We start from the raw sequence: 26,996 nt of genomic DNA on the forward strand, positions 1-26,996 counted from the left end.
GTCAGCGCTTCTCTGCCGTTCGCAGCACGTAGCCCACGCCGCGCTTGGTCTGGATGAGGGCCGCGGCATCGGGATCGATGTCCACCTTGCGTCGCAGATAGGAAATGTACGACTCCACGATCGAGGCGTCACCGTTGAAGTCGTACTCCCAGACGTGGTCCAGGATCTGGGCCTTGGACAGCACGCGGTTGGGATTCAACATGAGGTAGCGCAGGAGCTTGAACTCGGTGGGGGACAGCTCGATCACCGTGCCTCCACGGCGGACCTCATGGGCGTCGTCGTCGAGTTCAAGGTCGTCAACGCGGATCACGGCATCGTCGTCCTCAAGTGGCTGCGTACGGCGAAGGACGGCGCGGATGCGGGCCACCACTTCGTCCAGGCTGAAGGGTTTGGTGACGTAGTCGTCGCCACCGACTGTGAGGCCGGTGACTTTGTCCTCGGTATCGTCCTTCGCCGTGAGGAACAGGACGGGGAAGTGCTTGCCGGCAGCACGGAGGCGGCGCGTCACCGTGAAGCCATCCATGTCAGGCAGCATGACATCGAGGACTGCCAGGTCCGGTGAGTGGAGGTCGGCCGCTGCGAGGGCTTCGCGACCATTGGCGGCCGCGACGACCTCGAAGCCTGCAAACCGCAGCGACGTGGACAGCAGCTCGCGGATGTTGGGCTCGTCGTCGACAACAAGAAGCTTGGCTTCAGGACCGTTCTTTTTCATGACATCCATGATGCTCCCAGAAACTGGGAGTTTTCTGGATGCCGCATGGGAGCGGGCTGCGTGGCCACGGCGGTGTGCTTGTGCCACTTCAGGCCCCCAGCACCAACCCCGCTCCCAACGCCACCATGGTCACGGCGATCCCGCCGTCCAGGAATCGCCAGGACATGGGCCGGGCAAAGAAGTTTCGGAGGAATCGTGCGCCAAATCCCAGTGATGAGAACCAGACGATGCTGCCCAGCATGGCGCCGGCCCCGAACCACCACTGCAATTGAGCTCCTTGGGCACTGGCTATGGAGCCGAGAAGGGCAATATCCAGGTATACGTGCGGGTTGAGCCACGTCAGGGCGAGGACGGTGGTGACGGCCGCGGCGAGACCGCGCTTCGCGCCGCCGTCGTTCGCTGCTCCTTCACTCGTTGTCAGCGACTGCGGACGCAACGCCCGGCGGCCTGCCATGAGGCCGTATGTCACCAGGAACGCGGCCCCCACGTAGCGAAGAATCACGACGGCGGCCGGAGCTGCCGTAATAAGGGCGCCGGTGCCAAGGACTCCGGCCGCGATAAGGACGGCGTCGGACAACGCGCATACAGCCACAATAGGGACGATGTGCTCGCCCCGGATTCCCTGGCGGAGCACAAAGGCGTTCTGTGCTCCGATGGCGACGATGAGGGCGAGCCCGGTGGCCAGGCCGAGGCCTGCTGAGTGGAAGAAATCAATAGAGTTCACCCTTCGAAATTACGTTTCCACAGTTATTTAGAACAGCTAAATATTCTCAGGCCACGTAAGATCTCCTTATGTCCCATTTCCCCTCCGAACAGCTGCTGACCTTTGCCACGGTCCTCTCCGAGGGCACACTGGATGCTGCCGCCCGCCTGCTGCACATCACGCCGTCGGCGGTCTCCCAACGGCTGAAGGCGCTCGAACAGTCCGCCGGCAGGGTCCTGCTGCAACGCAGCAACCCTGCCAAGGCCACCGAAGCCGGCGAGGTTGTGCTGCGTCTGGCCAGGCAGGTGGCGCAACTCGAAGCCGATGCCGGGCGGGAACTGGGGTTGGGTGCCGACGCAGCGCAACTTGCCGTACCGATCGTGGTCAACGCGGATTCCCTGGCGGTGTGGTTCCTTAAGGCGCTGGCCCAGGTGCCCGGAGACCTCAACGTCACCTTCGACCTCCACCGCGACGACGAACAACACTCCACTTCCTTGCTTCGCTCAGGCACGGTCATGGCCGCCGTCACCGCCACGCCCGAACCCGTGCAGGGGTGCCGCGTAGAAAGCCTCGGGGTCATGCGGTACCGCGCCGTCGCGGCCCCGCACTTTGTGGAGCGCTGGTTCGCGGGGCTGGATAAGGGCTTTGATGGGGCAACACTCAACGCGGCCACCACCGTGGACTTCGACCGCAAGGACACCTACCAGTGGGCCTTCGTGCAGTGGGCGTTCACGGCTGAGGGTCGCCCGGTTCCGGGCCGGAAAGGACCGCGCCATTACGTCCCCGCTTCCCAGGACTTCGGCGACGCGATCCGGTTAGGCCTCGGCTGGGGGCTGATTCCGGAAGTTCAATGCGGGCCGGATATAGCGGACGGCCGGCTGATCGAACTCGCCCCGGACCGGCCTTTCGATGTGCAGCTCTACTGGCAGCGGTGGAGGACGGCATCCCGGGTGTTGGACGTGCTCAGTGAAACCGTCCGCGACGTTTCGGCCCGGTATCTGCGGAGGCCCGGGACCGTCGGGACCCCTTGAAATCCGAACACGCCCACGGATGCTTCAAAAAATGTCAGTGCCCCGATCCACACTTAAAACATGGCAAACACAGCAGCTCCAGTAAGCATCCACCAGCACCGTAACAGCGACGTCGAATTCCATGTGACGTATCTGGATACCGATTCAGGCCGCGTTCGCCGCGAGGACTTTGATGACCTGGCCGCAGCCGAACGGTTCGCCAGTGCCCAACTCCGCGATGACGACGGCTGGGCCGTAGTGGACCACGTCACCATCGAAGTCACCAGCCGGATGGTCGCCTGAGGCGCAAGCCTCAGCTGTCCATCACTCCGGCCATCACTCCGGCCGGTTGTGGGAATGGCCGCCGTGCACGAACGGCGACGACACGCCTTGGTACTTCAGCAGCATCATCATCCCCTCTGCCGCGTGGTCCAGGTTGTGGCAGTGGTCCATCCAGATGCCAGGGTTGTCGGCGTGGAGCAGCAGTTCCCAAACTTCGCCCGGCAACACATCCACGGTGTCCAGGATGAGCGGTGATCCGCTTGGGGTCACGCCGTTCCTGCTCAGTACTTGCACATGATGACCGTGGGGGTGCATCGGATGAGGTTCGGAGGTGCGGTTTACTACCGTCACTTTCACGGTGTCGCCCTTAGCTACCTCAATGGACGGAACCAGCGGATAAGCAGCCCCGTTCACAGTAAAGGCGTACCGGGGAATGCCGTCCACAAAGCGGAACTGCCGGTCCAACACCATCACCTCCTCACGGGTGATGGGCCGCTTTGCCGCCTTCCCGCCACCATCCTTTTCCCCACCATCCAATTCCTCGGGCCTGGGTTTGCCATACTCCAACAGGTCGAGCACGGGTGTGGTGGTGAAGACGCCTGCCGGCGCTTTGTCCGGGACCACGTCTTCAGGCGTGGCAGCCTCATCTGCGGCAGGTGAACCGGGCGGGGCAATGACCACTACAGCACTGGCCGCGGTGTCCGAGCGCACGGTCACTGGTGTGGCTGGCATGGTGAAGGCGATGTCCACCCGGCCGCCGGCTCCGAGTCGCAGCAGTTTGCCGGTTACGTCCTGGGGCTGGTTCACTTCGGTCCCATCAACCGCCACGGCTTTGAAGGCGGAGCCTTGGATCAGGTACCGCTGCTGCACGGAATCGGTGTTGATAAGCCGCACCCGCACGTTTGAGCCAGGGGCGGCCGTGTGGGCACTGCCACGGTCTGAGGAGCCCAGCAACCCCAGACCGCTCAGGTCGTGCCCTGCCACCACAATGTCCGTGTCAGCACGGGGCGAAGCGGGGTGGTGCACGACGAACGTGCCGTAGAGGCCCTTGCGAACCCCCTCGGCCGAATCTTGATGGGTGTGATACCAGTAGGTGCCCGTTTGGGCGGCCGCGAAACGATACGTCATGGACTCCCCGGGCATCACGGCGTCCTGAGTAGCGCCGGCGACTCCATCCATGGCGTTGGGGACGTCGTAACCGTGCCAGTGGAGCGTCACGCCGGCAGTTACGTCCCGGTTGTTCAGCACCACCTCCATGACTTCGCCCAGCTGAGCCTCCAATGGCGGGCCCGGCAGGCTGCCGTACGTCCAGGCTTCCGTGGTCTGCCCGGAGGGCAGCGTCACCTGTTCCACCCTGGCCGTCAGCTCGTAGTGCCGGACCACGGCGGCGCGGGGGGCGTCGCCCACCAGACTGGTCACCGGCGTCGGATCCGTCACCGGTGCGCCCGTGCCGCCATGATGCCCGACGGCGGCAGCGATGGTCGCGCCGTCGGCGGACCGGCTCCCAAGCCAGGCGAAGACACCCGAGCCCAAAGCGGTACAGATCATGAGCCCGGCAACTGCAGCAGCCGCCGTCGGCCGCCTGCCGAGGGGAGAGGCGCCGCCGCGGCGGCCTGCCCGGACTGGCGCGCCCGCCCGAACTGACACGCCTGCCCGAGCGACCGCACCTTCCCTGGCGACGCGTTGCGGCGTAAACAGGGCGAGCTTGGCGATCAGCACACTGGCGGCCACCATGAACAGCAGCACCACGAGGCTCCAGAGGGCCGGGAACGGCCCAAGGATGAACGTTAGTGCCAGTGATGCCACAGCTGACGAGGCAGCTGCCACCATGGCCAGAACGGCCCACTCGCGGGATCGTCCCGGACGCCCGGGGTCTCCTGTGACGGGTTTGGAGCCGGTGTTCCGCCTCCTCAGCAAGAACGGAACACCGGCCGTCGCGGCCCAAGCCGCGGGGATGGCGGTCAGAGGCACGTTGATGGTTATGCGTTCGCTGGCAAACCACCAACTGCCCGCCACCAAAGCAGGAAGCAATGCGTACCGGCCCACTGTCAGTGCGACGGCTGCACCCACCAACAGCAATGCCAGGTCAATCCCGCGGGATTTGTCCGGTTTACTGTCGGTGTTCGGAGAAGCGGTGCTTGAAGCGTCCGTCCTCACGGACGCTGTCAACCAGGCGGCGGCAATCCATGCGCCGGCCGCCAAGGCGGACAGCACCAGGTCTACCGCCAGCAGCTGCGAGGTGTTCACAGCTGCCGTTGGTCAGGCTGTTCTTGGCGAGGTGGAAGCATCCGAGGATGCCGCCTTGGGAGGCAGCGGTTGGGGATTAAGGGCCGCCGCCCGGGCGCGTTTGAACAGCCAGTAGGACATGAAGATCATCAGCACACCAACGATGGGGTGGATGGAGACCACCCACGAGCCTGCCGGGGTGATGAATTCCGGCGAGGACCCGGTCAGCATGCCGCCGATGATGAAGATGAACAGCTGGAGCCACGTCAGCAGGAAAATGCCTGCCGCCAGCCAGATCGTCCGGGATCCCATCCGGGCAATGGCCGCGACGATTGCAGCCAGCAATGCCGCATAGCGCAACACATATTGGCCATTAACTGCGTGGTAGACGCCCGCTTCACGTTGGGCTTCGATGGTGTTTTGGAAGTGGAAGTATCCGGCGAAGAACAGCTGTGCGAGTGCGGACAGCAGGACGATCGCGGAGAGGACCAGGAGGGCTTTGCGCATTGGGGAATCCTCTGGTGGAAATTCTCAGATTCTTCTAGGCCTTCAAACCGTCGGCTCCCTGGCTGCGGGATTCCCCCACCGCCGACGGCTGGCCGCCGGGCTGCCTGGACCAGGGGCAACCTTTAAGGGCGGAGAGCTTCACTAGGAATCGTAAAGTCGCTGGAGATGATTAGCAAGGGCCCTGAGGTTCTTTGTCCCAAGACCAGCCAGGCTACTGTGCCTGACCAGCGTCCTTGCCCACGTCTTTGGCATCCATGATCCGGTAGGCGTAGCCCTGCTCAGCCAGGAACCGTTGGCGTTTCGCAGCGAAATCCTGGTCCAGGGTGTCCCTCGCCACCAGCGAGTAGAAACGGGCTGCGCGGCCGTCCTGCTTGGGACGCAGGAGGCGTCCCAAACGCTGGGCCTCCTCCTGCCGCGAGCCAAAGGAACCTGAAACCTGGATGGCGACCGATGCTTCAGGCAGGTCGATGGAGAAGTTGGCCACCTTGGATACCACCAAGGTGTGGATCTCACCCTTGCGGAACGCGTCGAAGAGCTTCTGCCGTGCCTTGACGCTGGTTTCGCCCTTGATCAGGGGAGCGTCCAACCTTTCGGCAATCTCGTCCAACTGGTCGATGTACTGGCCGATCACCAGCAACTGCTCGCCCTTGTGGACGGCTACGAGCTCTTCCACCAGTTTGGTTTTGGTTTCCGAGGTGGCGCACAGCCGGTACTTGTCAGCATCCTCAGCCATGGCGTAAGCCACCCGCTCGTCGCGGGGGAGGTCCACGCGCACTTCAACACAGTCGGCGGGGGCGATGTAGCCCTGTGCCTCAATGTCCTTCCACGGTGCGTCGTATCGTTTGGGTCCGATCAGGCTGAACACCTCGCCTTCACGCCCGTCCTCGCGCACCAACGTTGCCGTGAGGCCGAGCCGCCGCCGGGCTTGGAGATCCGCGGTCATCCGGAAGATCGGGGCGGGCAGCAGGTGGACCTCGTCATAGATGATGAGGCCCCAGTCATGCCCGTCCACGAGTTCCAGGTGCGGGTAGAGCCCGCCGCGCTTTGTGGTCAGGACCTGATAGGTGGCGATGGTGACGGGCCGGACTTCCTTGACCGCGCCCGAGTACTCGCCGATTTCGTCCTCCGTCAACGATGTCCGCTTGAGCAATTCGTCCTTCCACTGCCGCGCAGAGACGGTGTTGGTGACCAGGATCAGTGTGGTGGTGGAGGACGTGGCCATGGCTGCCGCGCCTACCAGCGTCTTTCCCGCACCGCAGGGAAGCACGACGACGCCGCTGCCGCCGGCCCAGAAGTTCTCCGTGGCCAGCTTTTGGTAAGGGCGCAACTGCCAGCCGCTTTCGTCCAGCATGATCAGGTGTGGTTGCCCGTCCACATAGCCGGCAAGGTCCTCAGCGGGCCACCCAAGTTTGAGGAGCAACTGCTTCAACTGTCCACGCTGGGAGGAATGCACCACCACCGTTTCGCCGTCGATCCGCGGCCCCAGCAGGGGAGCGATCTTCTTGGCACGGATGACTTCTTCCAGCACCGGATAGTCATCGGTCCGCATCACCAGCCCGTGCTGCGGATCCTTCTCAAGCCGCAGCCGGCCATAGCGGGACATGGTCTCTTCCACATCGATCAGCAAGGCGTGCGGCACGGGAAAGCGCGAGTACTTCAGCAGCGTATCCAGCACCTGTTCCGCATCCAGCCCTGCCGCCCGGGCGTTCCAGAGACCCAACGGCGTCAGCCGGTAGCTGTGCATATGTTCCGGGGCGCGCTCCAACTCGGCGAACGCGGCGATGGCATGGCGTGCCTCGGTAGCGAGCTCGTGGTCGACCTCCAGCAGGATGGTCTTGTCACTTTGTACGATCAGCGGACCGTCGGTCACTGTTGAATCCTCACTTGCGCAGTTCTCAGGGACGGCGCTGTTTTCATGTACGCAGTTCTCCTGCGGGTTCCACATCGATGATCCGGTGGATGGACAACACTCGTTCGGTGTCCTTGGCGGGATCGAACACCCTGACACGCCCACCGGAGACGGATACAGGAACAACGGTTTCGGTGTTGGCATTCCCCAAGCTGTCCACCACGTTCATGGTGACCGCCTGTTTGAGCCGGATGGCCGTCTGCAGTGTCTCCAGGCCCAGCTGGGTGGACGCCTCGCCCGCCGCTTCAGCCGGGACGGCGCGGTGCTGCCGCAGGACCGAAAGCTGCGCTTCGACGTCGTCGTCCGGCGGAGCCATTCGGGGCGCCGAGTAGACAGGCCGTGCGCTGCCCGGCACCGCCGTGGTCCGTTTGAAACGCACGACGGCGGGCTCGGCCTCCTGCACGGCAGGCGAGAGTCCCAGCTCGCGAAGGACACGCGCAGTCTCGCGCGGACTGGCGGAGGACGTCAGAACGGTGGGGGCGATGCGCACCAGGCTCAAGACGGACGTCCGGGCCTCGCGCAGGAGATCGGTGATGGCAGTTTCGTCGTCGCTCTGGATGAAGCTGGCACTCGTGCCGATACGGAGCCGGCCATGCCGGGACGCGGTGTCCTGGACAAGGTACTCCAAAGGTTGGGGCACGTCCGTGGCGGAATGCTCACGAAGGAACGCCAACAGCGATTCCGCATCCTGTCCGGCGTCGAGCGCCCTCCGGATGGTGGCGGCTGAGAAACGGTAGATCGACGCCGGGCCCTGCCCCTCGGCGTCGGCCATCAACAGCAAGGTCTCGCTGAGTTCCGGCGCAAGGTAACCGGGCGCCACGGCCGTGAGATCTGCTTGGAGGAGGATGTGGTTCACCGCAGCGGGCAAATGTTCGCCGAGGATGGTCATGGCTTGTTCCGGCTGGCCGTCAGCGATGGCCGAACCCAACTGCGTCAACGCACCGGATCCCATCAGGCCAAGGAGCGTGGCTTCCTCAAGGATGCCGCGCACCAGGGAACTGAACCGGCGGGACATCCGCGGCTGCGCCCACTCGGCCCGCTGCAGCACGGCCCTGGCATCCAGGACGGGCGCCTTCCCGTCCGGCGCTGCGGCCTCCACAGTGAGCTCATTCAGGATCTCCAGGACCCGCCGGCGCACCACCGGGGCGTCGGGCCGTTGTGCCTCCGCGGATAAGGCGTTGATGGTGGTGCCTGCCGCGCCTTGATGGACGGCCGACGACGACGGGCCAGCGAGAGGCTGCCCCACCAATGAAGGTGCCCGCTCGCTTGCCAGCCAGGCGTTGACCAGCCACAGCCACTGTTCCTGCCGGGGCAGGTTGAGCCATTCGAGCGACGGTGGCTGTACCCACGTGGAGCTGTCCACGTCCAAGCGGAGCAGCCCTGCCATGGCGCACAACTCCAGGAGGATGGCCGTCTCATGGACACCTAAACGGATGGACTCTGCCAAACGCCGCAGTTCGCGCACGCCCACGCCGCCGCTCCGAAGGGTAGCCAGAGGCTGCTCCCGGACTGCGAACAAAAGTTCAGCCGCCAGTCGCAAAATCTCGGCGATGGCCCCCATGGCGGCATTGCGTCGCAGGGCAGCACTCGTATGGCCGAGTTCCGGAACCGGTGGGGCGAGCGTGAAATCATCCACGATTGCACCACCACGCAAGGCAAGGCCCACGCTGTGGGGCAGCTCCACGTGGCCGGCGTCCAAAGGGACCAGCAAACCGCGCGCCAACAGCCAGTCGATGGGCCCCACATCATGGCTTTCGTGGGTGACCGAAGCCCGGCGCTGCGCCTGGGGTACTGCGCCCATGGCCCAGCTGCCGAACTTGTCCAACAAGGCCACCGTCCGGTCCGGTGCCGTGGCCAGGATGGCGCGCAGGTTCTCCGGAGTGGAGGTCCAGCGCTGCAAGGCCAGGGCCGCGTCCATTGGAGTGCTGGCGGGGTGGATACCGGCACCGCTTTGATGAAGCTCGGCCACCAACTGCACTACCCGCTGGGCAAAGGCCGGTTGTAGCCGTACCAGTTCTGTATAGCTCCGCCCAAGACCCGCAGGGTAGATTCCGATGACGTCTTTGAGGCTGCCCACCGGAAGGTAGAAGCGCTGACGGGACGAGGTTGCCGGCGAGCCGGTGGGCGGATCTGCCCGATGTACCAGGGCCAGATCCTGCAATTTGGCGAGGATGGGGTCCAGCGCCGAAAGGGTGGAACCCGCAATGACCTTCTTCAGCCCGGCCGAGGAAATACTGTGGCCGGTATCGGCATTGGTGCACAGGTGCAGTGTTTCCAGGACCTGCATCTCGGGCTTGTTCAACCGTTCCAAGGCACGTTGGACACTGACCCGTGCGCTCGCCCTCGCAGCCAAAGCCGGGAAGTCAGGCGCCATGGGGGAGATGAGGTCCGGTCGCGCGGCAAACAAGGCCCGCAGCGAATCGTCGCTGCGCGCTTCGAGTTCCTTGCTGAGCGCGCGTATCAGGGACATCAATCCAACGTTACCGCCCCCGGGCCCCTCGTGCCTGTCAGTGGGGCCGTGGGTTACTGCCGGCGGCGTTGGCGAACAGAGTCAAGCACCAGAACTACGGCGAGCATGAAGGCTACGGGAAGTCCGTAAAGGGCCGCCCACGTTACCCACACCGGTGGCACGCCCCCGTTGAATGCGACAGCCATGACCGTGCCCACGGCAGCCAGGGAGATGACGGCAATGACGGCGGCGATGATCATGATGGGGCGGCGGTAACCCGGGGAAGTCATGCCAATAACGCTAGCAGCAGCACGCGAAGCCGATTCATGGAAGCAACTGTTGTCATCTTCGCGTACCGCGTGGTCGCGGCAAAGCGGGAATAGGGGGTCCGGCAGGATAACCTTGAAGGAACAGACCAACACGGACCGGGCTGTCGCCCTCGATCCCGCAGATAACTGTGGATGCGGTGAATGGCCCGACGTGTCTCCCAAAGCAAGAACGAAGAAGGTTGATTACGTGCCTACCGGCAAGGTCAAGTGGTATGACAAGGAAAAAGGCTTCGGATTCCTCGCGGCTGAAGACGGCCAGGAAGTATTCCTGCCCAAGACGTCCCTGCCGCGGGCGTAACGGAGCTCAAAGCCGGGACCCGCGTGGAATTCGGTGTGGCCGACGGCCGCCGTGGAGCACAAGCACTTGGACTGCGTGTCTTGGAGAAGACGCCGTCCATTGCCAAGGCCAAGCGCATGAACGCCAGGGACCTCGCGCCGATGGTCCAGGACCTGGTCACCGTGCTGGACAATCTCTCCGGCTCCCTGTCTTCAGGCAAATACCCCGACGGCAACAAGGCCAAGGCCATCAGCATGGCACTGCGCAAGGTTGCCGACGAGCTGGAAGCCTAGGACCGGCCATGACATCGGAATCCGCACAGGACACCAAGGCCGTCCCTGACGCTGCCCAGGCTCCTGCAAACGGGGACGCCCCCGCGCGGAAGCCCGTCGCGGCCAAGCCCCGCGCCGGTTTGCCCGTGTGGCGCACGGGCAAGCCGGACGCGTTCCTGGCTGCCGCCGTCGATACTGCACGTGAGGCTGTTGAAGGCATCGCCAACCCGGGCGAAGTCGGCTCGCACCTGGGCGCCAAGTCGGAGGGGGACCGTGTGGTCACCCATCTGTTCGAGTCCAGGCTCGCCGGCTACGGCGGCTGGCAGTGGTACGCCGTGGTGACCCGTAACTCGCGCTCCAAGATCGTGACTGTCAGCGAGCTTGGTTTGTTGCCCTCCGAGGATTCCATCCTGGCTCCTGAATGGGTGCCGTGGGCCAAACGCGTCCGTCCCGAGGATGAGACGCCGCTGGTCGAAGAGACCGTTGAGGATGTCACGGAAGCGTCCGTGCAGGCGGCCGAAGACGAGGCCACTGAACCGGCTGATGAGGCTGCTGAATCCGACGAACCCGAAATCGCCGACGAAAGCGCCGACGACGACGAAGCCGGGGCTGAATAAGCGTTGCGGAAACCCGGAGTGACCACATCGAAGGCGGACGCTGATGTCCACCTTTAGGTCACTCGGAATCCTCAACTACCGCATCTGGTTCTTCGGTGCGCTGATCTCCAACATCGGCACGTGGATGCAGCGCACGGCGCAGGACTGGTTGGTCTTTGACCACCTGACCGCGCACGACGCCGGTGCCATGGGCATTACTCTGGCGCTCCAACTCGGTCCCCAGCTTTTCCTTGCTCCGTGGGCGGGGCTTCTGGCTGACCGTTATAGCCGGCGGAAACTTCTCCTCATCACTTTGGTGGCCATGGCCCTGCTCAGCACGGGGCTGGGTGTGCTGGTGCTGCTGGGGGTCGCCGAACTCTGGCACGTCTACCTCTTTGCTTTGATGTTGGGAATCGTGACCGCCTTGGACGCTCCCGTCCGTCAGACGTTCGTCTCCGAGCTGGTTACCGACGATTACCTGCCCAACGCGGTGGCCCTCAACAGTGCCTCCTTCAACGTGGCCCGGATGATCGGACCCGCTGTCTCGGGCGTGCTGACGGTGGTGGTGGGTCCCGGCTGGGTGTTCCTCATCAACACCGTGTCCTTCGTGGCCATGTTGTGGGCGCTCAAACTCATTCCTGCGTCATCGCTCCGCGTCCAGCCCCGTGCGGCGGCGGGGAAGGGGCGCATCCGGGAGGGGTTGCGCTACGTCCGGAACAGGCCGGATATCCAGGTGGTCCTGGTGGCCATCTTCATTGTGGGCACTTTCGGGCTCAACTTCCCCCTGTTCATCGCCGCGATGGTGGGAACCCAATTCGGCATGGACGCGGGTGCGTTCGGAGCGTTGAACTCCGTCATGGCCATCGGATCCGTGACCGGTGCACTGCTGGCTGCCCGACGCGGACGGCCGCGCCTCAGGCTGATCTTCGGCGCCGCTGGCGGCTTCGGCATATCAAGCGCGCTTGCCGCCCTGGCCCCCAATGCTGTGCTCTTCGGGCTCGCCCTGGTTCCCTGCGGCTTGTTCGCCCTGACTTTGATCACCAGCGCCAACGGTTACGTGCAATCCACCACGGAGGCTGTGATGCGCGGGCGGGTCATGTCCCTCTATATGGCCATCTTCATGGGCGGCACCCCTATCGGGGCGCCGTTGGTGGGTTTGGTGGCCAACGTCGGCGGCCCCCGATGGGCAGTTGGCGTCGCCGCGGTTGCCGGCGTCAGCACCGCCGTCGTGGGTTTGCTGTGGATCATCCGCGCCAAGCAGCTGCGGCTCCGCTTTGACCGCCGGGCCCGCGGACTGAAGCACTTCCGGGTGGAGTCGCTGCTTGCCCGTCCGGACACGGACGACGACGGCGCGAGCCGGCAGGGCGGATAGCCCACCTTAAAAAGCGGCGGCGCCGTCCGGGAGCTACCCGCACGACGCCGACCAAAGCCCGTGGTGCTACTTCTTCAACTCGCCCACAACGTAATCGATGCTCGCGAGCAGTGCCGAAACGTCGTCCGGCTCGATGGCGACGAAGGTGGCGATGCGCAGCTGGTTGCGGCCGAGCTTACGGTACGGCTCGGTGTCCATCACGCCGTTGGCGCGCAGGACCTTGGCGATGGCTGCGGCGTCAATGGAGTCGTCAAAGTCGATCGTAGCGATGACGTTGGAGCGGTCCTCGGCGTTGGCAACGAACGGCGTTGCGTACTCGGATGCCTCGGCCCAGGAGTAGATACGGTTGGCGGAGTCTGCCGTGCGCTTGCTGGCGAAGTCCAGGCCGCCGTTGCTGTTGAGCCACTGCACCTGGGCGTCCAAGGTCACCAGGGTGGACAGCGACGGGGTGTTGTACGTCTGGTTCAGCTTGGAGTTGTCAATGGCGGTCTGCAGGTCCAGGAAGTCCGGGATCCAGCGGCCGCTTGCCTTGACCCGTGCCGCGCGCTCCAGGGCGGCGGGGGAGAAGAGGCCCAGCCAGAGGCCACCGTCGGAAGCGAAGTTCTTTTGGGGCGCGAAGTAGTAGACGTCCGACTCGGCGACGTCCACGTCCAGCCCGCCGGCTGCCGAGGTGGCGTCCACCAGGACGAGGGCGCCTTCGTCAGCCCCCTCGACGCGCTTGACGGGGGCGGCCACGCCGGTTGACGTTTCATTCTGGGGCCAGGCGTAGACGTCAACGCCGGCTTCGGCCTGTGCCACCGGGCGGGTGCCGGGTTCGGACTTGATGATGGAGGAAGCATCAAGGAACGGTGCCTTGTTGGTGGCGGCGGCGAACTTTGAGCCGAACTCGCCGAAGGAGAGGTGCTGTGCCTTCTGCTCTACCAGGCCAAACGCGGCCACGTCCCAGAACGCTGTGGAGCCGCCCACGCCGAGGACCACTTCATAGCCTTCCGGAGCGCGGAAGAACTGGCTGAGTCCTTCACGGACCGAACCAACCAGGTTCTTGACCGGAGCCTGGCGGTGGGAAGTGCCCAGGATGGTGGTCGATGCGGCAGACAACGCTTCGATCTGTTCCGGGCGAACCTTGGACGGTCCAGCGCCGAAGCGTCCGTCCTTGGGCAGCAGGTCGGCGGGAATGGTGATGCTGTTGTCGCTCACGTGGCGCTCCAATGGGTGTCGGCTAGAGATGGGAGGTGGCATGGGGCATCAACTGCCCCTTCGACACCCCAATTCTGCCTGACACGGCCCGCGCGCAGGAACCTGCGGCCGTCATAGTCCGCTACGTGGAATGCGGGCTCACCGAATGCGACCGGAATTATCCAGAGTAATTCCAAATAAGCTAGGCTGGTGGTTGGCGTTCAGGGGGCGGCGGTGCACACCGTCCGCCCTTGCTAGGGACGCGGTACGGTGGAGATTACGCAAGGAACTGCGTTCGAGGAGAGCTGAGCTGGATGACGGATCTGATCGATACCACTGAGATGTATCTTCGGACCATTTTGGAGCTTGAAGAAGAAAACATTGTGGCTCTCCGGGCGCGCATTGCCGAACGACTGCGCCACTCCGGACCCACTGTTTCCCAGACCATTGGACGCATGGAGCGCGATGGCCTGGTGATTGTGTCCAACGACCGCCACCTGGAACTGACTGAAGTGGGACGGAAGCGCGCCACCGAGGTCATGCGCAAGCACCGCCTCGCGGAGCGCCTCCTGGCCGATGTGATCGGTCTGGACTGGGCCTACGTGCATGATGAGGCCTGTCGCTGGGAGCACGTCATGAGCGAGCGGGTGGAGCGTCGGCTCTACGAGCTCCTGGAGCATCCCACGGAGTCCCCCTATGGCAACCCCATCCCCGGACTCGAAGCGCTTGGTGGCCTTGCCAGCCAGCCGTTCCCACGGCTCGATGTCAACCTTCTGCAGGCCATGGACGGCTATGCCGCGGATTCCCGTGTGGTGGTCAGCCGCCTCGCGGAGCCCATCCAGGTGGAGCCCGAGCTCCTGACCCAGTTGGACGAAGGCGGAATCCGTCCGGGCGCAAGTGTCTCGCTGGAGCGCGTCGGCGAGTACATCTCAGTACGGGTCCCCGGTATTGAGGGCGCGTTGGAGCTGCCTCCGGAAGTTGCCGCGCACGTCTTCGTCTCACTCAGCTGAGCGAAGCCCCAAAGCACCGTGTCAAACCTCACTTTGCCCGCTTCGGCGCGCGTGTGACCTGCGGTTTTCCGAAAAAGATGATAAAGGCCTCCTTCTCTCAGCGGCCTCCTGTTGATAACGAATTTATTACCGCAGGCCTTCATCCCCTATAGTTATCTACTAGCGCTGATACCAAAGCGTTACCTGATCCGGAGCCGAGCTCTGCCAGCGGATCAGGTGTGTCACCACCACTGGCAGAGGCGGGGGAACCACAAGCGGCTGTCTAAAGAAGCAGCCTTGGGGTGAAGTCCGCAGCAGAAGTGCCCACGTATGCAAGTCCCTCTTGGGATACCTGTGTGCCGTGAGCGCCTCGTGCGGACCGGGTCTTTGTACTCTCTGACCCGAATCCGACAGCTAACTTCGCAGGCTTTTGAGAGAGGAACAGAGTTTGACATCGCAGAACGTCAGGGGTCGCCGCCGCGCGTCCGGCCCCGCTGCTGAGCTGCGGCCAGCCACCGTCGTAACGGAGATCCGGCCCCGCGACACCGAGCGTCAGGTGCGCCGCCGTAAGAGCCCGCTGCGCCAGGTTGCCGACTTCGCCGCTGCCAGCGGCGTCGGGCAGAAGGCCGGAGTTGCGCTTGCCGCCACCGGGCTTGCCCTGACTGTCGGCCTGCCGGCTACAAGCCCCGTCATGGCCACGTCGGAATCAGGACAGACCGAATCGGCCCTCGCCGTCGCCGCCCCCGCCGGCAGCCAGCCCGAGGTTTCCGCTGCCGCGTCGGCCAAGATCGACTTCAGCCGCGCCGCAGTCGCTACTGCCGCGGACCCCGATGGAAAGCTGAAGCAGCTGCTCAGCGCCCAGTCTGCTGGAAGCATCCAGCGCGCCTCATCCGTTGGCACCATGGCCAGCCCCCTGGACACGCTCACCACGGCATCCCCCTTCGGTTACCGCATCAGCCCGCTCACGGGTGGTGCCGGTGACTTCCACCGCGGTCAGGACTTCGTAGCCCAGTGCGGCACGGCTGTGCACGCCGCAGCTACCGGCAAGGTCACTTTCGCCGGATGGCACGAGTACGGCGGAGGCAACCGCGTGGTGGTCGACCACGGCAATGGCCTCGAAACCACGTACAACCACCTGTCGTCCTTCACCGTCCAGGTAGGACAGACCGTGAACCGCGGCGACACCGTGGCCCTGAGTGGCACCACGGGCGCTTCCACCGGTTGCCACCTCCACTTCGAGGTCCAGGTCAACGGTGAAGTCGTAGACCCCATGGGCTGGCTCTAATCCCAGTCGATGGTCGCCTCTCGCATGAGCGAGACGCGCCGTGACCTGAATGTGACATTCAGGTCCAACTGTTGTAGCGTACAGAGCGCATCGGCTTTTTAGGGGGCCGATGCACTTGAGTGGATTGCCTAGCTCTGCCACCGCTCAAGGTCCGTTCGCAAAATCGTCTGGCAGGGGCGGGGGAACCACTTCCGGTCTTCGAAAGAAGGCCTAGGGGTAAAGTCGCAAAGCTTCCGTGGAAGCAGCGTGGCCGGATGACTCCCATCCGAATCCGACAGCTCACCTCGCAGGCACTGGGAGAGGCTACCTACGTGTCATCATGCACTACCCCTGCGCGGCTTAGCGCCCCAACGGTTCGCGCGAACCCGTCGAACACCCTTTGCAAGGCTGCATCATTCACGGCAGGTACCTTGCGCCATCTGGCGCCCGTACCGGCAGCAGCCTCGGCCTCCGCTCTCAGCAGGCCCGAATCAGCATCCCCTACGTCAACGCTGCTGCACTCCGTAGCGTCCACCGGGACTTCATCCTCACGTTTCACCCTCCGCTAGAAATAATCCGGTTCGGGGTCGTCCAGCATGCCCCCATGTTGGCCAACCCACTACCCGTGTGCACCCCAACTGCACTCGGATACGAAAAGAGAAAATCATGACCAGTGCAAACAAGGTTGCGCGGCACCGTGCTGAGGCCCCCAAGACCAGCTCGCTTTCCGTCATCGCCAAGGCCGTCACCACCAACGCCGGTGGCGTTGGCCGCCAGGCAGCAGTTATCGCTGCAGCTTCAGGCCTGGTCCTGACCAGTGGGATCGCCGCCAACGCTGCCGAGACCAACGTGGATCGTGAATCGACGTCAACGTCCACTCTGGACGTGCAGTCCGTAGTCCAGGCCACCATCGCCGCGGACTCCACGGTGGCCATCTCCTACGAGCGCCCCGTTGTCACCACGGAGGAAGCCCCGGCCCCCGTTGTGATCGAAGAAGCTCAGGCCAAGGTTGAAGCCAAGGTTGAGCCCAAACAAGCAACCCCGGCGGCCGCTCCGGCAGCCACCGCGACCGTTGCCGTCAGCAGCCCGACCCCCGCTCCGGCGGCTTCCAGCGGTCTCGGGGCAGCCATCGCTGCGGCTGCTTACGCCCAGATCGGCGTGACCCAGGACTGCACCATGCTGGTGACCAACTCCCTGGCGGCCGTGGGCATCAACTTCCACGACTGGCCCGCCGGCTATCTTTCCCTGGGCCGCACTGTCAGTGCAGCAGAAGCCCAGCCCGGTGACCTCGCCTACTACGCCAACGGTGGTTTGGCTGGACAGGCCCACATCGCTGTCTACGTCGGCAACGGCCAGGCAGTCCACGGTGGATGGAACGGATCCACCACGGCACTGTTCAGCGCCAACGTGGGCTCGGGCCCGGTTTTCATCCGCGTCAACGGCTAATTCTCAGAGCTTAGGAACACCCCGCAGGCTTCGGCCGGCGGGGTGTTCTGCTTTAACCGCGCATGAACTCTTGCCGACACCGCACACGACATCACAAAAAAATTCGTTGATACGGCATATAAGTGCTTACCCTTATGGTGTCGATCCACAGCCCGTACAAGCAGAGGGCAGCCGGCCCTCGTGCCCCTGACGGGTGCGGCCGTGAAGAGGTACGTGCATGCGCACACTCGTTCTGAATGCTGGATATGAACCGCTGGCGGTAATAACATTCCGCCGGGCGCTGGTCCTTGTGCTGACTGGGAAAGCTAGCGTAGTGGCCGAAGGCGACGAGCCTGTCGTCGGGCCACAGGAGATTCTCGGAAGACCTTCCGTGATCCTTCTCAACCGCTACATCCGTCCCCGGTACAACAGGATCACCGCCGTGAGTCGCCGCGGGGTACTTCGCCGCGACGGCCATCGCTGCGCCTACTGCGGGAAAACAGCCCACACCATAGACCACGTCCACCCCAAATCCAGGGGCGGCGCGGATTCCTGGGAAAACCTGGTTGCGGCGTGCTTGAAATGCAACAACGCCAAGAGCGACCACACGCTGGCTGAGATGGGCTGGAAGCTCCGTTTCAAACCCGGTGTGCCCCAGGGAACCATGTGGCAGATCAAAGAACTCGAGAAACCTGCGCCGGACTGGGACCCGTTCCTGTTGCCGGAATCCGCTGCCTGATCGATTTCTGCTGAGCCCCGGATGCCCGGGTAATCTGGGCGGATGGAGTTCAATGCCGTGATTTTGGCGGGTGGCCGCGCCACCCGCCTCGGTGGGGTGCCCAAGCCATCGTTGAAGTACGACGGCGACACCCTCCTTTCGCATGCCCTGCAGGCCGCCCGGGGTGCTTCGGCGGTGGTTGTGGTGGGGCCGGATGCTCCCGGCGACGAGTCAAGGGACGGCCGACGCTTGCCGGATGATGTCCTGCGGGCGCGGGAGGAGCCGGCGTTCGCCGGGCCTGCCGCGGCCATTGCGGCCGGCATGGCTGCGCTGAGGAAGAGTGGATCGGACACGCCGTGGACGCTGGTGCTGGCCTGCGATATGCCGCATGCTTCCCGCGGTGTTGACCTTCTGTGGGCCGCCCTAGCGTCCGTTCCCGGCGTGGAAGGAGCCATGGCTGTTTCTCCTGACGGGCGCAAGCAACCACTCCTGGGGGCTTACAGTACAGCCGCCTTGGAACGGGAAGTGGCCGTAGCGTCCGAAGGTTCCGGGTTAACGAACTCTTCAGTGTTCCGGCTGCTTGCTAGGCTGAACGTGCTGGACGTTGACGTTCCCGCGGGGTCCACGGATGACGTGGATACTTGGGAGGACGCCGCGGCCTTGGGCATTGACTACGAGTTGGAGGCGGACGTGAAGAGCCAGGAAGAGACGCTCGAGGAGTGGTGCCGCACACTGCTGCAGGCTTTCGAGCTTGAGGGCGTGGAAGTGGACGTCAACGAGGTCCTCGCTGTCGCCGGAGTAGCAGCGCATTCGGTGGTACGCCCCGCCGCACCCCTGACCACGTTCATTGCCGGATATGCGGCAGGCATGGCCCGCGGCATCGGCCAGGCCAGCGATGATGCGTCCATGAATGCCGCCCTGGAGCTGGCCCGCAAAGTGGCCAAGGAGTACTCGGAGTCCGGGACCGGCCCGGAATGACAGGGGCCCCCAACGAGGGCCATCACGCGGCACACACATGGCATGAGGCCCGGCAGCGCGCGTTCGATGTTGCTGCCCCGATCCCGCCGGGGCCGGTGCCGCTCGGCTCTGCCCTCGGCCGCACCTTGGCCTCGGACGCCCTGGCCGTGCAGGATATGCCGCACTATGCTTCATCAGCCATGGATGGATGGGCTGTCAACGGCAGCGGTCCGTGGATCCTCAGTGAGCCCGGGCAGAGGCTGGCGCCGCACCAGGCCAGTCCCATTGTTACGGGCGGGCTGATACCGCCCGGCGCCAAGGCAGTCCTGCGGAGCGAGAGCGGTGTGCTCACAACTGACGACGACGGCCTGCCGGTTCTCGCCCTGGGCGGCACCGCCAAACCTGGGGAGCCTCGCAACGGCCAACACATCCGCAAGGCTGCGGAAGAGGCCGCTGAGGGTGACGTCCTGCTCAAAGCCGGCACTGTTCTAAATCCGGCACACATTGCCCTCGCAGCGCTTGCGGGCCTGGACCAGCTGGACGTTCTGGGCAAGCCGCTGGTCCGGTTCCTTCTGACGGGTTCGGAAGTCGTGGCCCAGGGGGTTCCCTTGCCCGGTCAGGTCCGGGACACCTTCGGCCCGCAACTGGGTGCGGTGGTGGAACTCTTGGGCGGCATCGCAGGGGAACAGCTCAGGGTGGGCGACAGCTACCAGGAGTGGATCGACGCGCTCCAGGACACCGAGCCACCTCTTGATGAGCTGACACCGGAGCAACCCTATGGTGAAGCGGAGCCGCCAGCCGACGTCGTCATTACTACGGGCGGGACGGGACGCTCGGGAACGGACCACCTCCGCAAGGCTGTTGCCGAGCTAGGTGGCAGCTTGCTGATCGACGGCATCGCCATGCGCCCGGGACATCCCGCAGTGTTGGCGGAACTGCCCGACGGCCGGTTTGTGTTGGGACTGCCTGGAAATCCGTTGGCCGCGATGATGGCCTTGTTTACTGTTGGCGCACCCCTGTTGGCTGCCTTGGGACACGGTCGATTGGAAGACGTAGGCGAGGTTCCCTGCGGAACCACCATTGACGCAAACCCCGGGCAGACGCGCCTGATGCCGTTCAAACTGGTGTACGGGTTGGCGTCGCCTGCGCAGCACACGGGTCCTGGAATGATGCGTGGCCTTGCAGGTGCGGACGGGGTGATGGTGGTGCCGCCCCATGGCGTCCAGCTGGGCGAGATGGTGCCCGCTTTCGCGTTGCCTTGGGGTAAAGCGCTGCCGGTGCCGAAGGCGCCGGAGGACAAGACCCGAAAAGCCGCGCCCCGGCAACAGCGGAAGGCACCTTCCGGCCCTGTGGACTGGAGCGCACTGGACGCCTGAGGCGTGCCTCGGGAGGCCTTGCGCCTGATGACAAAGTGCAATGATGGACTCATGAACAGGCATGCTCCCGAACAGGACATCAACGAAGATGACCTGCAAATCCACCCGCCCAAACAAGCCGCGGCAGGCCTCAAAGCCGTCACTGTTGCCCTTGAACGCGGATACGCCCAGGCCGGTGTATCCCGTACGGTCCGCTCCATGCTCAGGGTCAACCAGCATGATGGCTTTGACTGCCCCGGGTGCGCTTGGCCGGAATCGATCACCGGCAGGCGCAGTCCCGCGGAGTTTTGCGAGAACGGTGCCAAGGCGATCGCAGAGGAAAGCACCACCCGGACCGTCGGTGCCGAATTCTGGGCGAAGCACTCCCTGTCGGACCTCGAGGACAAGACGGAGTACTGGCTGGGAAGCCAGGGAAGACTGTCCGAACCCGTGGTCATCAGGCCGGGCGACACCCACTACTCGCCGATCAGTTGGACTGAAGCTTTTGCCTTGATTGGCGAACACATCAACGCTACAACGCCTGACAAGTGCGTGTTCTACACCTCCGGCCGTACGGCCAACGAGACCGCCTTCATGTACCAGTTGTTTGCGCGAAGCCTCGGGACCAACAACCTTCCCGATTGCTCCAACATGTGCCATGAGTCCTCCGGAAGCGCCCTCAACCCGACCATCGGAATCGGCAAAGGCACGGTCAGCTTGGAGGACATCCACCACGCCGAACTGGTCCTGGTAGTGGGTCAGAACCCCGGAACAAACCACCCCCGGATGCTGTCCGCCCTGCGCGACTGCAAGAACAACGGTGGAAAGATCATCGCCGTCAATCCGCTTCCCGAAGCCGGCCTCTTGAACTTCAAGGACCCGCAATCCCTCAACGGCGTCATTGGTGGCGGCACTACCATCGCTGACGAATTCCTGCAGATCAAAGTGGGCGGCGACCTCGCGCTGTTCCAAGCACTGGGCCACCTGCTCCTGGAAGAAGAGGAAACCAACCCCGGGACCGTCGTCGACCATTCCTTCATAGAGCAGCAGACCGAAGGGTTCGCAGCCTACAAGGAGGCGCGTTCCGTACTGGACTGGGACGAAACCGAACGGGCCACGGGGCTGAGCCGGGAAGAAATCACCAAGGCAGCCGGGATGATGGCTGCGTCCAAGGCAACAATCATCTGCTGGGCGCTTGGGCTGACCCAACAACCGCATTCGGTGGATACCCTGCGCGAAATCATCAACCTGCTGCTGCTCCAAGGCAACTTCGGCAAGCGCGGGGCAGGTGCCTGTCCGGTGCGCGGCCACTCAAACGTGCAGGGCGACCGCACCATGGGCATCTGGGAGAAACCCAAGGAATCCTTCCTGGCCGCACTGGATAAAGAGTTTGGCTTCCACATGCCGCGGGATCACGGCTATGACTCCGTGGAAACCCAGCATGCCCTGGAAAAGGGAGACGTGGATGTTTTCGTGTCCATGGGTGGAAACTTCGCAGCGGCGGGATCGGACACTGCTGCCCTGGAACAAGGCTTGAAGAGGGCAGGGCTGACTGTCCACATCTCCACCAAACCCAACCGGGCACACATCGTGCACGGCAAGACGTCCCTGATCCTGCCCACGCTGGGAAGGACGGACGCTGACCACAAACACCCCAAGGGCAAGCAGTTCCTCTCAGTGGAGGACTCCATGTCCGTCATCCACAAAACGCAAGGACGGTTGGAGCCGGTTTCGGAGCACCTCCTGAGCGAACCGGTGATTGTGGCACGGATGGCCCAAGCGACGTTGGGAGAGAACCACAGCGTGGACTGGCGGGCCATGGCTGAGGACTACGATGTCATCCGCAACCACATCTCCCGAGTCATTCCCGGCTTTGAGGACTTCAACGCAAGGGTTCGCACCAAGAACGGCTTCGTCCTGCCCAACCCACCCCGGGATACCCGTACCTTCGCCACGGACATCGGCAAGGGACGCTTCTCCGTGCGGCCCCTGGAGTATCTCGAAGCGCCGACGGGCCACCTGATTCTCCAGACGGTGCGCAGCCACGACCAATACAACACCACGTTCTACGGCTTGGATGACCGGTATCGTGGCGTCTCGGATGGTCGTCGAGTGATCCTGGTCCACCCGGGTGACCTGGAGGAACTGGGCTTCGAGGACCGGGACCTGGTGGATGTCATCTCCACCTTTTCGGGAACGGAACGGCGTGCCAACAAGTTCCGGCTCATCGGGTACCCCACGGCCAAGGGATGCGCCGCAGCGTACTTCCCGGAGGCCAACGCGCTGGTGCACCGCGAACTGGTGGCACGGGAATCCAACACCCCTGGCTACAAGGCAATGACAGTGCGGTTCGTCAAACATGAGGAGAACGGATCCTGATATGGGACGTGTAACCCAGCGCCGCAAGGTGCACAAGTTTGTCCTGGACGGCTCACCCCAGGCATTGGAGCATCCTGTCCGGTTCAAGGAAGACGTCCTGGCCGTGGAGGAGCCCCTGGAGATCCGCTTGGGTGAGATGTCCTTCTCCGTGACCATGCGGACCCCTGGAGACGACTTCGACCTTGTGGCGGGATTCCTGGTTTCGGAAGGCATCATCTGGGAGCCGGGACAGCTGATCTCGGAGCGCTTCTGCTCCGGGGAGGACGAGAACGGGGTGCAGACCTTCAACGTGGTGGATGCCCAGCTCAGGCCGGACGTGGAACGGCCCGACACCGGCCGTAACGTGTACACCTCCAGCTCGTGCGGAATCTGCGGCACGGATTCCATCGATGCCGTGCGCAAGTCCTCGCACCACAGCCCCAAGGAAGACGACGTCGCCGTCCCGGTGCGGGCGCTCGCCGCTCTGCCGGACCGCCTCCGCGAGGCGCAGGCGGTCTTTGACAAGACCGGCGGCGTCCACGCTGCCGGACTCTTCAGGATCCACGACGACGGCACTACAGAGCTGCTGTGCCTCCGGGAGGACGTGGGCAGGCACAACGCCGTGGACAAAGTGGTGGGCTGGGCCTTGCGCTCCGGCATGCTGCCGTTGAAGGGCACAGTCCTCCAAGTATCCGGAAGGGCTTCGTTCGAGCTCGTCCAGAAAGCCGCCATGGCCGGAATTCCCGTGCTTGCAGCCGTGAGCGCGCCGTCCAGCCTCGCGGCGGAACTGGCCGAGGAAACGGGAATCACGCTGGCCGGTTTCAGCCGCGGTCTCAGCCTCAATGTGTATGCAGGGCGGGACAGAATCGTTGCCGAAACAACTGAAGCGACGCCGATCATCCGTGGGGGATAGCCGACAATCACTTGGCTATTGAGCTGGAACAACGTAGATTTTATCCATCGATTGGAAGCAAGGTGAACCCGGATTCGCCGTTCGCGCCCAGCGCTTCCGGGTCGATAACAAACCATGTCACCCAGCGAACGCCCAAAGGGGAATTAATTGCACGACGACCGCCGGATCACCGAACAGCGTCTCGATCGATTTGTTCGGGAACGCATTCTTCCGGCCATTTACGGCAGGGCGATTCCGCTTCAACTCAGTAGCTGGGAGGCGCCCGGCGAACCCGTGCCCGCCACGGAAGCGCTACGCCAGGTCTTCACCCCGCAGGAGCCCGGCGCGGCGTGGGGCAAGGCCTGGAGTACCAAGTGGCTGCGCCTGCAGGGTGAGGTGCCGCAGGACTGGGGCATGACTGACTCCACCACAGTGGAGATCATTGTTGATCTTGGCTTCAACAGCGACGTCCCGGGCTTCCAGTGCGAAGGCACCGCGTGGCACTCGGACGGAAGCATCATCAAGGCGATTTCGCCCAGGAACTACCACGTCCCGCTCAAACTTCTTGGCGGCGGCCACTCCGTGGACTTCTATGTGGAGGCCGCAGCCAACCCGGACGTTGCCCAGGGTTGGTCCTTCGCGCCCACACCGCTGGGGGACAAAGCAACCTCCGGCGATGAGCCCCGGTATCGCCTGGGACGCATCGCCATTGCCGAGCTGAACGAAACGGTGTGGGAACTCAATCAAGACATTTGGACCCTCAGCGGTTTGATGCACGAGCTTCCCATGGAAATGCCCCGGCGCCACGAGATCCTGCGCGCGCTGGAACGCATGCTGGACGTCATGGACCCGGACGACGTTGCCGGAACCGCTGCTGCGGGTCGTGCAGAGCTGGCGCAAGTTCTCAGCCGTCCCGCCTACGCGTCCGCCCATGAACTCCTGGCTACCGGGCACGCACACATTGACTCCGCCTGGCTGTGGCCTGTTCGTGAGACCATCCGCAAATGTGCCCGCACTTTCTCCAACGTGGTGGCCTTGATGGATGAAGACCCGGACTTCGTCTTCTCCTGTTCTTCGGCCCAGCAGATGGCGTGGATGAAGGAGTTCTTCCCTGAGCTCTTTGTGCGCATCAGGGAAAAAGTGAAGGCCGGCCAGTTCGTTCCTGTGGGCGGCATGTGGGTGGAATCGGACACCAATATGCCAGGCGGCGAGGCCATGGCCCGCCAGTTCGTGGAGGGTAAGAGTTTCTTCCTGAACGAGTTCGATATCGAGTGCCAGGAAGCCTGGCTGCCCGATTCGTTCGGCTATTCCGGTGCCGTCCCGCAGATTGTCAAGGAAGCCGGTTCGCGCTGGTTCCTCACACAGAAGATCTCTTGGAACAAGGTCAACCGGATGCCTCACCACACCTTCGCCTGGGAGGGCATCGACGGCACCCGGCTGTTTACGCACTTCCCGCCGGTGGACACGTACAACGCTGAGCTGCACGGACGCGAACTGGCGCACGCAGAGCGCAATTACCGCGACCACGGCCGCGGGACCATGTCATTGGTGCCCTTCGGCTATGGCGACGGCGGCGGCGGACCTACGCGCGAAATGGTTGCCGCTGCGCATCGAACGGCGGACCTGGAAGGCTCTCCGAAGGTGCACATGGGCACAGCCAGGGAGTTCTTCACCAAGGCCGAGGCCGAGTACACCAACCTGCCCGTCTGGGTTGGCGAGATGTACCTGGAAATGCACCGCGGAACGTACACCAGCCAAGCAAAGACCAAGCGAGGCAACCGTCGGAGCGAACACCTCCTGCGCGAGGCCGAGTTGTGGTGCGCCACCGCTGCCGTCCGGCTCGGTGCGGCCTACGCCTATCCCGCGGACGAGCTCAAGCGGCTCTGGCGGCTGGTCCTGCTCCAGCAGTTTCACGACATCCTGCCGGGCAGCTCCATTGCCTGGGTCCACCAGGATGCTGAACGGAACTACGAAGCCATAGCCCGGGACCTCGAGGGCATCATCAGCCACGCCGCCCAGGCCTTGGTGGGCGCGGGCGATCAGCAGTTCCTGCTGAATGCCGCCCCGCATCAGCGCAACGGTGTGCCCGCGCTGGGCGCAGCCGAGGCCATCAAGCCCGAGTCCAGCGTCCAGGTGGACGAGCTCGAGGACGGCTACGTTTTGGACAATGGCATCATCCGCGCGGTCCTGGACCGGGAGGGCCTCCTCACCTCATTGGTGGATCACGCCAGTGGCCGCAACGCCATCGCCCCGGGGCACACGGGAAACCTGTTGGAGTTGTTCCGCGACACCCCCAACGAGTGGGACGCATGGGACATCGAAGAGTTCTATCGCCGAAATGTCACACCCTTGACCCAAGCGGATGGCGTCGATGTTGAGCGTTCGCCGGCCGGCGTCGTCGTGGTGGTCAAACGCAAGGTGGGTGCCTCCACCATCACGCAACGCCTGACTCTCGACGCCGGTTCGGCGTCGCTTGGGATCGCCACCACGGTGGACTGGCAGGAACGCGAAAAGATGCTCAAGATCGCCTTCCCGCTGGACGTCAGGGCGGATCGTTCAGCGTCCGAGACCCAGTTCGGCCACGTCTTCCGGCCGACGCACACCAACACCTCCTGGGAAGCGGCCAAGTTCGAGATCTGCGCCCACCGCTGGATCCACGTAGCCGAGCCTGGCTATGGCGTTGCAGTGAGCAATTCCTCCAGTTACGGGCACGACGTCACGCGGGCTGTCCGTGCCGATGGCGGAACCACGACGACGGTCCGCACTTCGCTGCTGCGCTCTGCCCGGTTCCCGGACCCGGAAGCCGACCGGGGTGAGCACACACTTGAGGTATCCATCAGGCCTGGCGCCGCGATCGCTGACGCTGTGGAGGAGGGATACCGCACCAACCTGAAGCCAAGGTTCATCTCCGGCGGCCGGCCGGTGGAACCGCTGCTTTCCGTGTCCAATCCCGCAATCGTGGTGGAGGCCGTCAAGCTGGCCGAAGACGGCTCGGGCGATGTCGTTGTTCGGCTCTACGAATCGTTGGGGGAGCGCTCAACAGGCCTCCTAACGCCCAACTTTGAGTGCTCTGATGCATTAGCCACCGATCTGCTGGAGCGCCCTACGGAAGCCCCCGGTGTGGCTGTGGAGGAGGGGCCCGCGGTCAAGCTGGTGCTTCGGCCTTTCCAGCTGGTAACCCTGCGGTTTGTTCGCTGAGGTTTGCCCCCGGCGTTTCT

At 64.0% G+C, this 26,996-nt stretch carries 21 protein-coding genes, 1 pseudogene and 2 riboswitches; of the genes and pseudogenes, 14 read left to right on the top strand and 8 right to left on the bottom strand.

Annotated features, from left to right (window positions below):
- Position 1: 1 nt before the first annotated feature.
- Together ARUE_RS04825 and ARUE_RS04830 are read right to left on the bottom strand one after the other, a co-directional pair.
- Positions 2-712: a response regulator transcription factor gene (locus tag ARUE_RS04825; protein WP_024819794.1), complete on the bottom strand. Its 711-nt coding sequence runs from the start codon at positions 710-712 to the stop codon at positions 2-4.
- A gap of 88 nt (positions 713-800) precedes the next feature.
- Positions 801-1,436, bottom strand: coding sequence for a LysE/ArgO family amino acid transporter (locus ARUE_RS04830; protein ID WP_014920911.1), 636 nt, complete (start codon positions 1,434-1,436; stop codon positions 801-803).
- Between the two features lie 68 nt (positions 1,437-1,504).
- Here ARUE_RS04830 and ARUE_RS04835 point away from each other — a divergent pair, with 68 nt between their 5' ends.
- Together ARUE_RS04835 and ARUE_RS04840 are read left to right on the top strand one after the other, a co-directional pair.
- Positions 1,505-2,446 carry a LysR family transcriptional regulator ArgP gene (locus ARUE_RS04835; protein WP_014920912.1) on the top strand — a complete coding sequence of 314 codons (942 nt, stop codon included), beginning with the start codon at positions 1,505-1,507 and terminating at the stop codon, positions 2,444-2,446.
- Positions 2,447-2,506: 60 nt separating this feature from the next.
- Entirely contained in the window at positions 2,507-2,728 is a 222-nt protein-coding gene (locus ARUE_RS04840) for a hypothetical protein (RefSeq protein ID WP_014920913.1), read from the top strand.
- Between the two features lie 33 nt (positions 2,729-2,761).
- Here ARUE_RS04840 and ARUE_RS04845 read toward each other — a convergent pair whose 3' ends face one another.
- From ARUE_RS04845 to ARUE_RS04865, 5 genes are all read right to left on the bottom strand, one after another.
- Positions 2,762-4,954 carry a multicopper oxidase family protein gene (locus ARUE_RS04845; protein ID WP_014920914.1) on the bottom strand — a complete coding sequence of 731 codons (2,193 nt, stop codon included), beginning with the start codon at positions 4,952-4,954 and terminating at the stop codon, positions 2,762-2,764.
- Positions 4,955-4,966: 12 nt separating this feature from the next.
- Positions 4,967-5,440, bottom strand: a complete 474-nt coding sequence (locus tag ARUE_RS04850) for a hypothetical protein (RefSeq protein ID WP_011773746.1) — start codon at positions 5,438-5,440, stop codon at positions 4,967-4,969.
- 211 nt (positions 5,441-5,651) lie between these two features.
- Positions 5,652-7,310, bottom strand: coding sequence for a DNA repair helicase XPB (locus tag ARUE_RS04855; protein ID WP_011773747.1), 1,659 nt, complete (start codon positions 7,308-7,310; stop codon positions 5,652-5,654).
- A gap of 43 nt (positions 7,311-7,353) precedes the next feature.
- Positions 7,354-9,819 (bottom strand): helicase-associated domain-containing protein, encoded by a 2,466-nt coding sequence (locus ARUE_RS04860; protein WP_014920915.1) that lies wholly within the window; start codon positions 9,817-9,819, stop codon positions 7,354-7,356.
- Between the two features lie 53 nt (positions 9,820-9,872).
- Positions 9,873-10,088 (bottom strand): hypothetical protein, encoded by a 216-nt coding sequence (locus tag ARUE_RS04865; RefSeq protein ID WP_014920916.1) that lies wholly within the window; start codon positions 10,086-10,088, stop codon positions 9,873-9,875.
- Between the two features lie 226 nt (positions 10,089-10,314).
- Between ARUE_RS04865 and ARUE_RS04870 the strand changes: the two are divergent.
- The 3 genes and pseudogenes from ARUE_RS04870 to ARUE_RS04880 all read left to right on the top strand — a co-directional run bounded on the left by ARUE_RS04870 (position 10,315) and on the right by ARUE_RS04880 (position 12,644).
- Positions 10,315-10,697 (top strand): annotated as a pseudogene (locus ARUE_RS04870) (cold-shock protein).
- Positions 10,698-10,705: 8 nt separating this feature from the next.
- Entirely contained in the window at positions 10,706-11,293 is a 588-nt protein-coding gene (locus ARUE_RS04875; protein WP_011773750.1) for a DUF3027 domain-containing protein, read from the top strand.
- 43 nt (positions 11,294-11,336) lie between these two features.
- Entirely contained in the window at positions 11,337-12,644 is a 1,308-nt protein-coding gene (locus ARUE_RS04880; protein WP_011773751.1) for an MFS transporter, read from the top strand.
- Positions 12,645-12,710: 66 nt separating this feature from the next.
- Here ARUE_RS04880 and serC read toward each other — a convergent pair whose 3' ends face one another.
- Positions 12,711-13,841 (bottom strand): phosphoserine transaminase, encoded by a 1,131-nt coding sequence (gene serC / locus ARUE_RS04885; protein WP_014920917.1) that lies wholly within the window; start codon positions 13,839-13,841, stop codon positions 12,711-12,713.
- 293 nt (positions 13,842-14,134) lie between these two features.
- Between serC and ARUE_RS04890 the strand changes: the two genes are divergently transcribed.
- The 9 genes from ARUE_RS04890 (at position 14,135) to ARUE_RS04935 (ending at position 26,976) form a co-directional block, all read left to right on the top strand.
- Positions 14,135-14,830 (top strand): iron-dependent transcriptional repressor DtxR, encoded by a 696-nt coding sequence (locus tag ARUE_RS04890; RefSeq protein ID WP_011773753.1) that lies wholly within the window; start codon positions 14,135-14,137, stop codon positions 14,828-14,830.
- Positions 14,831-15,012: 182 nt separating this feature from the next.
- Positions 15,013-15,253: riboswitch (cyclic di-AMP (ydaO/yuaA leader) on the top strand.
- A 4-nt stretch (positions 15,254-15,257) separates the two neighbouring features.
- Positions 15,258-16,094 (top strand): M23 family metallopeptidase, encoded by an 837-nt coding sequence (locus tag ARUE_RS04895; RefSeq protein ID WP_011773754.1) that lies wholly within the window; start codon positions 15,258-15,260, stop codon positions 16,092-16,094.
- A 146-nt stretch (positions 16,095-16,240) separates the two neighbouring features.
- Positions 16,241-16,401, top strand: a riboswitch (cyclic di-AMP (ydaO/yuaA leader).
- A 338-nt stretch (positions 16,402-16,739) separates the two neighbouring features.
- On the top strand, positions 16,740-17,519 hold the full coding sequence (locus tag ARUE_RS04905) for an NlpC/P60 family protein (RefSeq protein WP_014920920.1): 780 nt from the start codon (positions 16,740-16,742) through the stop codon (positions 17,517-17,519).
- Positions 17,520-17,736: 217 nt separating this feature from the next.
- Positions 17,737-18,237 carry an HNH endonuclease gene (locus ARUE_RS04910; RefSeq protein WP_014920921.1) on the top strand — a complete coding sequence of 167 codons (501 nt, stop codon included), beginning with the start codon at positions 17,737-17,739 and terminating at the stop codon, positions 18,235-18,237.
- A 42-nt stretch (positions 18,238-18,279) separates the two neighbouring features.
- Positions 18,280-19,194 (top strand): NTP transferase domain-containing protein, encoded by a 915-nt coding sequence (locus tag ARUE_RS04915; protein WP_014920922.1) that lies wholly within the window; start codon positions 18,280-18,282, stop codon positions 19,192-19,194.
- Positions 19,191-20,549: a molybdopterin molybdotransferase MoeA gene (locus ARUE_RS04920; RefSeq protein ID WP_014920923.1), complete on the top strand. Its 1,359-nt coding sequence runs from the start codon at positions 19,191-19,193 to the stop codon at positions 20,547-20,549. The genes ARUE_RS04915 and ARUE_RS04920 overlap by 4 nt, the downstream gene beginning before the upstream one ends.
- A gap of 51 nt (positions 20,550-20,600) precedes the next feature.
- Entirely contained in the window at positions 20,601-22,907 is a 2,307-nt protein-coding gene (locus tag ARUE_RS04925; protein WP_286140260.1) for an FdhF/YdeP family oxidoreductase, read from the top strand.
- Position 22,908: 1 nt separating this feature from the next.
- Positions 22,909-23,799 (top strand): formate dehydrogenase accessory sulfurtransferase FdhD, encoded by an 891-nt coding sequence (fdhD, locus tag ARUE_RS04930; RefSeq protein ID WP_011773760.1) that lies wholly within the window; start codon positions 22,909-22,911, stop codon positions 23,797-23,799.
- A 147-nt stretch (positions 23,800-23,946) separates the two neighbouring features.
- Complete coding sequence (locus ARUE_RS04935) at positions 23,947-26,976, top strand: alpha-mannosidase (protein ID WP_014920925.1); 3,030 nt, start codon at positions 23,947-23,949, stop codon at positions 26,974-26,976.
- The last annotated feature ends 20 nt before the right edge of the window (positions 26,977-26,996 follow it).

It is taken from the genome of Arthrobacter sp. Rue61a, assembly GCF_000294695.2.
GTDB lineage: Bacteria > Actinomycetota > Actinomycetes > Actinomycetales > Micrococcaceae > Arthrobacter > Arthrobacter aurescens_A.